The organism is Streptomyces odonnellii (genome assembly GCF_000981895.1).
Lineage (GTDB): Bacteria > Actinomycetota > Actinomycetes > Streptomycetales > Streptomycetaceae > Streptomyces > Streptomyces odonnellii.
Genome location: NZ_LATD01000320.1, coordinates 23763 through 31206, shown reverse-complemented (window position 1 = coordinate 31206; position 7444 = coordinate 23763). Strand labels below are relative to the sequence as shown.

The 7444-nt window shown below is 71.5% G+C and carries 4 protein-coding genes and 1 pseudogene; 2 read left to right on the top strand and 3 right to left on the bottom strand.

Features of this window, described 5'->3' with window-relative positions:
* Positions 1–138 precede the first annotated feature (138 nt).
* From WH07_RS27655 to pgsA, 3 genes and pseudogenes are all read right to left on the bottom strand, one after another.
* Positions 139–1278: pseudogene (locus WH07_RS27655) on the bottom strand (glycosyltransferase family 4 protein); the annotation flags it as partial.
* Positions 1275–2204 (bottom strand): phosphatidylinositol mannoside acyltransferase, encoded by a 930-nt coding sequence (locus WH07_RS27650; RefSeq protein ID WP_046505667.1) that lies wholly within the window; start codon positions 2202–2204, stop codon positions 1275–1277. The gene WH07_RS27650 and the pseudogene WH07_RS27655, both read right to left, overlap by 4 nt.
* Positions 2201–2902: a phosphatidylinositol phosphate synthase gene (gene pgsA, locus WH07_RS27645; RefSeq protein ID WP_046505665.1), complete on the bottom strand. Its 702-nt coding sequence runs from the start codon at positions 2900–2902 to the stop codon at positions 2201–2203. The genes WH07_RS27650 and pgsA overlap by 4 nt, the downstream gene beginning before the upstream one ends.
* Positions 2903–3308: 406 nt before the next feature.
* On the opposite strand from pgsA, the gene WH07_RS27640 reads away from it, so the two are divergent.
* Both WH07_RS27640 and WH07_RS27635 read left to right on the top strand, forming a co-directional pair.
* Positions 3309–5516, top strand: coding sequence for an elongation factor G-like protein EF-G2 (locus tag WH07_RS27640; protein WP_046505662.1), 2208 nt, complete (start codon positions 3309–3311; stop codon positions 5514–5516).
* A gap of 272 nt (positions 5517–5788) precedes the next feature.
* Positions 5789–7444, top strand: a complete 1656-nt coding sequence (locus tag WH07_RS27635) for a hypothetical protein (RefSeq protein ID WP_046505659.1) — start codon at positions 5789–5791, stop codon at positions 7442–7444.

Genomic DNA, 7444 nt, shown 5'->3' with positions numbered 1-7444 from the left:
CGCCCCGCCCCCACCACCGTCCGTCCCGCACCTGGTGCGGCATCAGGCCGGGGAAGGCGCTGTGCCTGTGCGGTATTGGGGGTTTGCCGTTGGGGTCGTGCCCGTGCTCGTACCGTCGTGTTCGCCCCGGCGGAAGAGGCGGCCCCGCAGGCCCGTGCGGTCGTCCGCCGCCACCGACGCCGCGCCGTCCGTCACCGTTTCGTAGACCGCCAGGATGTCCGCGCCGACCGTGGACCAGTCGAAGCGGCGGACATGGGCGCTGCCGCGTTCGCGGAGGGCCTCGCGGCGCGGGGCGTCGCCCAGGAGACGGACCGCCGCGCCCGCCAGCGCCTCCGCGTCCTCGTTGGTGAAGAGTTCGCCCGCCGCCCCCTGGTCCAGGACCTGCGCGAACGCGTCCAGGTCGCTCGCCAGCACCGCCGCACCCGCCGACAGCGCCTCGACCAGGATGATGCCGAAGCTCTCACCGCCCGTGTTGGGCGCGACGTACAAGTCGACACTCCTCAGCAGCCGCGCCTTGTCCTCGTCGCTGATCATCCCGAGGAACTCGACCCGCGACCGCATCTCCCTGGGAAGCGACCCCACCGCCTCCCTCTCGTCCCCGCGCCCCGCCACCAGCAGCCGCGTCTCCGGATAGACCGCGAGGATCTTCGGCAGGGCCTTCATCAGCACCGGCAGCCCCTTGCGCGGCTCGTCGATCCGCCCGATGAACCCGATCGTCCGCCCCTGCCACGCCGGATTGACCTCGGCCTTGGCGAAGAAGTCGACATCGACACCGTTCGGGATCACCACCGCGTCCCCGCCGAGGTGCTCCACCAGCGTCCGCCGCGCGTACTCGCTGACCGCGATCCGCGCGCTGATCTTCTCCAGCGCCGGCTGGAGGATCGGATACGCCGCGATCATCGCCCGCGACCGCGGATTCGACGTGTGGAACGTCGCGACGATCGGCCCCTGCGCCGCCCAGCAGGCGAGCAGCCCCAGCGAGGGCGAGGTCGGCTCATGGATATGGATCACGTCGAACGTGCCGTCGTGCAGCCAGCGCCGGACCCGCGCCGCCGACAGGAAGCCGAAGTTCAGCCGGGCGACCGAGCCGTTGTACGGCACGGGCACGGCCCGCCCCGCCGACACGGCGTACGGCGGCAGCGGCGTCTCGTCGTCCGCGGGCGCCAGGACGGACACCTCGTGGCCGAGCCTGATCAGATGCTCCGCCAGGTCCCTGATGTGGAACTGGACGCCGCCGGGCACGTCCCACGAGTACGGACAGACGATGCCGATCCTCACAGCGGGCCCCCAGCAGAGCCGCCCGTGCGCCCTGGTTCGAGATCCGCGAGCCACAGCCTTTGCAGCATGTGCCAGTCCTCCGGGTGCTCGGCGATTCCGGTGGCGAAGACATCGGCCACCGCCTGTGTCATCACAGACGTCTTTTCGGCCCGTGTACCTGACTCGGGTACCTCGACCGCCGGATGCACCCGCCCCCGCATCACCGGCGAGTCGTCGTACCAGAGCGTCACCGGCAGCAGCAGCGCACCCGTCTGCTGGGCCAGCAGGGCGGGCCCGGCCGGCATCCGGGCCGTCTGTCCGAAGAACTCGACCTCGACCCCGGAGGCCGACAGATCGCGGTCGGCGACCAGGCAGACGAGACCGCCGCTCCTCAGCCGGCGCGCCAGCGCCCCGAACGCGGAGCCGCCGGTGTGCGGCAGCACCTCCATGCCCAGGCTCTCGCGGTAGGCCACGAACCGGTCGTACAGCGACTCCGGCTTCAGCCGCTCCGCGACCGTCGTGAACGGCACCCCCTGCCCCCGGGTGAGCCACGCCCCCGCGAGATCCCAGTTGGCCAGGTGCGGCAGCGCCAGGATGACGCCCCGCCCGGCCGCGAGCCCGTCCGTCAGCGCGTGTATGTCCTTGATCTCGACACCGCCGGCGACCCGCTCCGTACTCCAGGCGGGCAGCCGGAACGACTCCATCCAGTACCGCATGTACGAGCGCATCCCGGCCCTGGACAGCTCCGCGAGCCGCTCGGCCCCGGCGTCCGGCACCACCCGCGCCAGATTGGCCTCCAGGCGCAGCACGCTCTTGCCGCGCCGCTTCCACACGGTGTCCGCGATGGTCCGGCCGAGCCCGGTGGCCACGGGCTCCGGGAGCTTCTTGACGGTGCTCCAGCCCAGCCCGTACAGGGTGTCGGTCAGCCGCTCGCTCGCACCGCTCATGACGCGCTCCCGCTCCCCTGCCTGCCGCCGCCCCCGGCGCCGCCCGGCCCAGGTCCGGCCGCCGCCGCGGCGTCGGCCTCCGCGGACTCCCGCCGTACGGTCACGACCCGCTGCCCCAGCGTGACAGCGCTGCCCACCGCCACCGCCCACAGCGCGATCGGCAGCAGGATGTCGATCCCCGGCACACCGAAGGCGTGCAGCCCGGCCAGACCGGCCGCGACCAGCGAGACCACCAGCCGCTCCGCCCGTTCGACCAGCCCGTTGACGGCGACGGGCAGCCCGATGGACTCGCCGCGGGCCTTGGTGTACGAGACGACCTGACCGCTCGCCAGACAGAAGATCGCGACGGCGCACAGCGCGTTGTCGTCGCCCTTGCCCGCGTACCAGAGCGCGAAGCCGCCGAAGATCGCCCCGTCGGCGACCCGGTCGAGCGTCGAGTCGAGGAAGGCGCCCCAGCGGCTGGAGATCCCCGCCTGCCTGGCCATATTGCCGTCGACGAGATCGGAGAACACGAACAGGGTGATGACGATCGTGCCCCAGAAGAACTCCCCGCGGGGGAAGAAGACCAGAGCGCCCACCACCACCCCGGCCGTGCCGATCAGCGTGACGGCGTCCGGACTCACTCCGCGCCGGAGCAGAAACGCCGCGAACGGTGTGAGGACACGCGTGAAGAATGCACGCGCGTACTTGTTCAGCATGGCCTTCCCGAGGTTCGGTGGGCCGAGCGGCCCCGACGGCCACCGGCTAGGTCCTGTCCGGCCGGTCTTCGCTGCCGGCCGACGGCGTCCGGTGCCGTGCGTCGCAAGGCGGAGGATCGCCCTGTACGGAACGTACTTGGGCGAATCCGGCAGTGCAGCGAGGGGCGGCCGGACAGGACCTCGCCCATCGTAGCCACGACCCTCACACCGTACCGCCGGGCACCCACAGCACGCCCCCGCGTACGACGTATGGACGCACCATGGCCGGAGTGCGAAGCTCGAAGGACCACCGCGGGCATCGCCGGAGCTGCCGCGGCGGCTCCCCGGCCCGCGCCCGAGGCATTCCCTCCATATCCCCCATCCCCTACCAGACTCGCCACCCGCGAGCGACCGGGAGGCAGGAATCATGGGCGACAAGGCGCAATCACACACCGGGGCCGCCGGCAGGGCGGCGACGGCCGACCGGCCCGCCTCCGTACGGAATGTGGTGCTGGTCGGCCACAGCGGCTCCGGCAAGACGACCCTCGTCGAGGCCCTCGCGCTCACCGCGGGCGCGCTGAACCGGGCGGGCCGGGTCGAGGACGGCGGCACGGTCTCCGACTACGACGAGATCGAGCACCGCCAGCAGCGCTCCGTACAGCTCTCCCTCGTCCCGGTGGAATGGGGCGGGTACAAGATCAATCTGCTGGACACCCCCGGCTACGCCGATTTCGTCGGGGAACTCAGGGCCGGTCTGCGGGCGGCGGACGCGGCCCTTTTCGTTGTGTCGGCCGCCCAGGAGGCGGAGGCCGTGGCGGACACCACCCGCGCGGTGTGGGAGGAGTGCGCGGCCGTCGGCATGCCGCGCGCGGTCGTCGTCACGCATCTCGACACGGCCCGTACCGGCTTCGACGAGATGGTCCGGCTCTGCGGCCGGATGTTCGGCGGCGACGACCCCGACGCCGTACTGCCGCTGTACCTCCCGGTGTACGGACCTGAGGGCCCCGACGGGCACGCGCAGGCCACCGGGCTCGGCTGCCCGCTCTCGCGGTGCGTCTTCGACTACTCCTCCGGGGAGCGGCGGGAGAGCCCGCCCGGTGCGGCGCTGGAGCCCCGGATCGAGGAGGCCAGGGCCCGGCTGATCGAGGGGATCATCGCCGAGAGCGAGGACGAGACCCTCATGGACCACTATCTCGGTGGCGGCGAGATCGATCTCAAGACGTTGACCGGGGATCTGGAGAAGGCGGTGGCGCGCGCCATCTTCCATCCGGTGCTGGCCGCGGCCCCCGCGCCGTCCGGCGCCCGGCAGGGCCTCGGCACCGTCGAGCTGCTCGATCTGATCGCGGGCGGATTCCCGAGCCCGCTGGAGCGCCCGGCCCCCGAGGTGACCACCCCGGAGGGCGCCCCGCGCCGGGGGATCCACTGCGATCCCGAGGGCCCGCTGGTCGCCGAGGTGGTGAAGACCGCCTCGGACCCCTATGTCGGCAGGATCTCTCTCGTACGGGTCTTCTCGGGCACCCTGCGGCCGGACGAGCTGGTGCATGTCTCGGGCCACGGTCTGACCGACCGGGGGCACGAGGACCACGATGTCGAGGAGCGGGTGGGCGCGCTCTCGTCCCCCTTCGGCAAGCAGCAGCGCGTGCTGGGGCACTGTGTGGCCGGTGATCTGGCCTGTGTCGGGAAGCTTTCCAGCGCCGAGACCGGGGACACCCTCTCCGCCCAGGACGATCCGCTGCTGATGGAGCCCTGGACCATGCCCGACCCGCTGCTGCCGCTGGCCGTCCAGGCGCACAGCAAGGCGGACGAGGACAAGCTGTCGCAGGGGCTGGCCCGGCTGGTCGCCGAGGACCCGACGATGCGTCTGGAACAGAACCAGGACACCCATCAGGTGGTGCTCTGGTGTCTGGGCGAGGCCCATATGGATGTGGCGCTGGACCGGCTGCGCAGCAGGTACGGAGTCCAGGTCGACGCCGTACCGTTCAAGGTCGCGCTCCGGGAGACCTTCGCGCAGAGCGCGGCCGGGCGCGGCCGGCACGTGAAGCAGTCCGGCGGCCACGGCCAGTTCGCGATCTGCGAGATCGAGGTGGATCCCCTGCCGCCGGGCTCCGGTGTGGAGTTCGTGGACAAGGTGGTGGGCGGCGCGGTGCCGCGCCAGTTCATCCCGTCCGTGGAGAAGGGCGTACGGACCCAGGCAGCGCGGGGAGTCGCGGCGGGCCATCCGCTGGTCGACATCCGGGTCACGCTGCTCGACGGCAAGGCCCACTCGGTGGACTCGTCCGACGCCGCGTTCCAGACGGCGGGCGCGCTGGCACTGCGCGAGGCGGCCGGTGACGCGGCGATCCATCTGCTCGAACCGGTCGCCGAGGTACGGGTGTTGATCCCCGACGAGTACGTGGGGCCGGTGATGAGCGACCTCTCGGGACGGCGCGGCCGGGTCGTCGGCACCGAACAGGCCGGTCCTGGAAGGACGTTGGTCAAGGCCGAGGTGCCGGAGCTGGAGATCGGACGGTACGCGGTGGAGCTGCGGTCGGTCACGCACGGCACGGGCCGCTTCAGCCGCTCGTACGCCCGTCACGAGCCGATGCCGTCGGGGGTCGCGGACAGACTCCGTGAACAGGAGGCGGGCATTGCGTAGTTGGGGCATTTCCTGATTCGGGCCCTGCGTGGTTCGGGTTGACGCCGGGCGGTCGCGCGACAGGGGCAGGGCCCGGGGAGATCCCGTGTGCGCGGGTGGCCGATTCGTGTGCGCGCGGCGCCGGTCCGATATACGCCGGTGGCTGAAGACAGACAGCCCCATGACGCGGAAGGCGCCGCCCGGTTACGCTGTGGTGCCCAGCTCAGCACGTGTGCGGGGCGCGCGGGCCGGGAACAGTGGCGGCAGCGGATCCTTGCGGCGAGGGGGCGGCAGTGGCGGACGGCGGATTCGACTTCAGCCCGGGGGCACAGATCCCGCTCCAGGGAGGGACCGGGCAGACCGCGGCGACGAACGCGCTCGCCTCGGTGTCCTACCGGGACAGCCCGATGGAGGACATCCTCAAGGCCGACAACGAGATCCACAAGTCCAAGGTGACCAAGGGCAGGTTCTCGCTCTTCGAGCCCAATCTGGGCGAGGCGTTCGCGCGGGCCCTCCACATGCGGACGCTCGGCGGCGGCCGGGGCGCGCTCATCCAGTCCTTCGGCATGGAGCCGCAGACCGTGGTGCTGCACGCGCTGGCCGCACAGCGGATCCGCAAGGACCGTGACATCAAACTCACCGCGGTGACCGCCCTGTTCGGGCTGGTCTTCCTGCCCGGGCTGCTGGTCTGGCTGGGCGTCTTCCAGGTCCGCCGTACCCTCGCGGGCTCGAAGGACCGGCGCTCGGGGCTGATCGGGACCGGAGTGCTGGTGGGCGTGGGCCTGCTGGCGGTGATCCTGCTGCTGCGGCTGCCCTTCGACGGCTTCCTCGGCTGGTATGTGCGCGGCGCGATCGTCGGTCCGGTCATCGGCTGGGTGCTGGCCCGGCGGATCTGCGAGACCACCGCGAAGGACCTGCGGGCCCGCTGGTCCGATCTGCTGGCCGGCGGCGGTCTGGGCGCCAAGGTCCCCGAGGCCGTCCCCGGGAACCCGGGCGACGCGGCGCGCGAGGCGATCCGTACGGGCATAGAGAAGCTCACCGCCGAGCAGCACTCGAATGTCGTCTTCTACGCGGGCCCCAAGGGCATTCTCGGCATGGGCACCCGCTGGGGAAGCTGGCAGCTCGCCGAGGCCCTGGTGCCCAAGGACGCCTCCAAGGAGATCCACCAGTTCCGCAGCTACGACGTGATACGGGCGATCCACGACCAGCTCAAGCTGCTGGAGCGCGGTCCGATCAACTCCGGTGGTTTTCCGCCCCCTTCGGTCAAGCACTGGATCGTCTCGGCGGTCGGGGAGGGCGCCGGCTCGGTGTCCCGGCCCGATGGCCAGGATGTGGACGGGTATCAGTTCAAGAGCCACGCCATACAGAAGATCTGCAACGAGCAGCAGTTCGGCGCCGGAAACCGCCACTATCTCGGGGTGCAGTTCGTCCTCTGGGACGGCCAGTTGGTGATCACGATGATGATCACGGTGACCGTGCTGCACGAGACCCTGCGGATCGAGGTCTCGGGCCACGCCCTGGGGCCGATCCACGGGCTGTTCACCTCGGGCCCCTCGGCCAAGACCGTGAGCCGGCCCAAGACCGTCCGGTTCTGGGAGACCACGTCGCGGACACTGCCGCTGGTGGAGCCGAAGGAAGCGGTCCGGCTGGCGGTGCGGGCGCCCTTCACCTGGTATCCGCCGATCCTGGACTTCCTCGGCGGCAAGATCGCGCTGCCCGAGCCCTTCGGTCTGCGGCACCCCTGGGCCGAGCAGCCGTGGAAGCACCGCTTCATGGCCGATGACGCCATGCGCGCCGCCACGCCCGTGCTGCGGGTGGCGCACAAGGCGGCGCTGCGTGTGCTGGACGAGCACGGCGTGGACACCTCGGGCTTCAGCAGCCGGGCGGCCTCCCTCTTCGGCGCGGTGCAGGACCCGTCACCGAAGAAGGTCGACGCGTACGACGCGTAA

Bases quoted from the DNA above. Each gene is read 5' to 3' on its own strand.
- WH07_RS27650 (WP_046505667.1), bottom strand. From the start codon at position 2,204: ATGAGCGGTGCGAGCGAGCGGCTGACCGACACCCTGTACGGGCTGGGC.
- pgsA (WP_046505665.1), bottom strand. From the start codon at position 2,902: ATGCTGAACAAGTACGCGCGTGCATTCTTCACGCGTGTCCTCACACCG.
- WH07_RS27640 (WP_046505662.1), top strand. From the start codon at position 3,309: ATGGGCGACAAGGCGCAATCACACACCGGGGCCGCCGGCAGGGCGGCG.